General features: G+C 70.4%; 1 protein-coding gene. It reads right to left on the reverse strand.

Annotated elements, in window-relative coordinates:
• On the reverse strand, positions 1-213 hold a 213-nt coding region (locus ACLWS4_RS38120; RefSeq protein WP_416876587.1), incomplete at its 3' end, for a peptidase inhibitor family I36 protein.
• Positions 214-335 lie beyond the last annotated feature (122 nt).

Raw genomic sequence — 335 nt, forward strand, 5'->3', positions numbered from 1 at the left:
GCCCGGCGGCAGCGCGACGCAACTGTCGATGTCGGTCGTCGCCAGCTCGTGGCTCTGCGCCCTGCCCTTGAAGTCGGGCTTGGACCAGAGGCAGAGCCGCCCCGGCCCGCAGGCCCCCAGAGCGGTCCCGGACCGTGCGGCCGCCGCCGGGACCGCGAGGCAGGCGGTCAGGACGGCCGCGACGAGCAGTGCGGTCTTCGCATACACGTACATGCTGATGAACCCCCGTTCAGTTACTCTCCGTAGTCAAAAGCATGGCGGAGGTCACCCTGAGACGGAAGAGGGGCCGCCCCCGTTCACGCGAACGGGTGACGGCCCCTCAGAGAGCCCCGAGC

The sequence above is a fragment of the Kitasatospora sp. SC0581 genome (assembly GCF_048159585.1).
Classification (GTDB): Bacteria; Actinomycetota; Actinomycetes; order Streptomycetales; family Streptomycetaceae; genus Kitasatospora.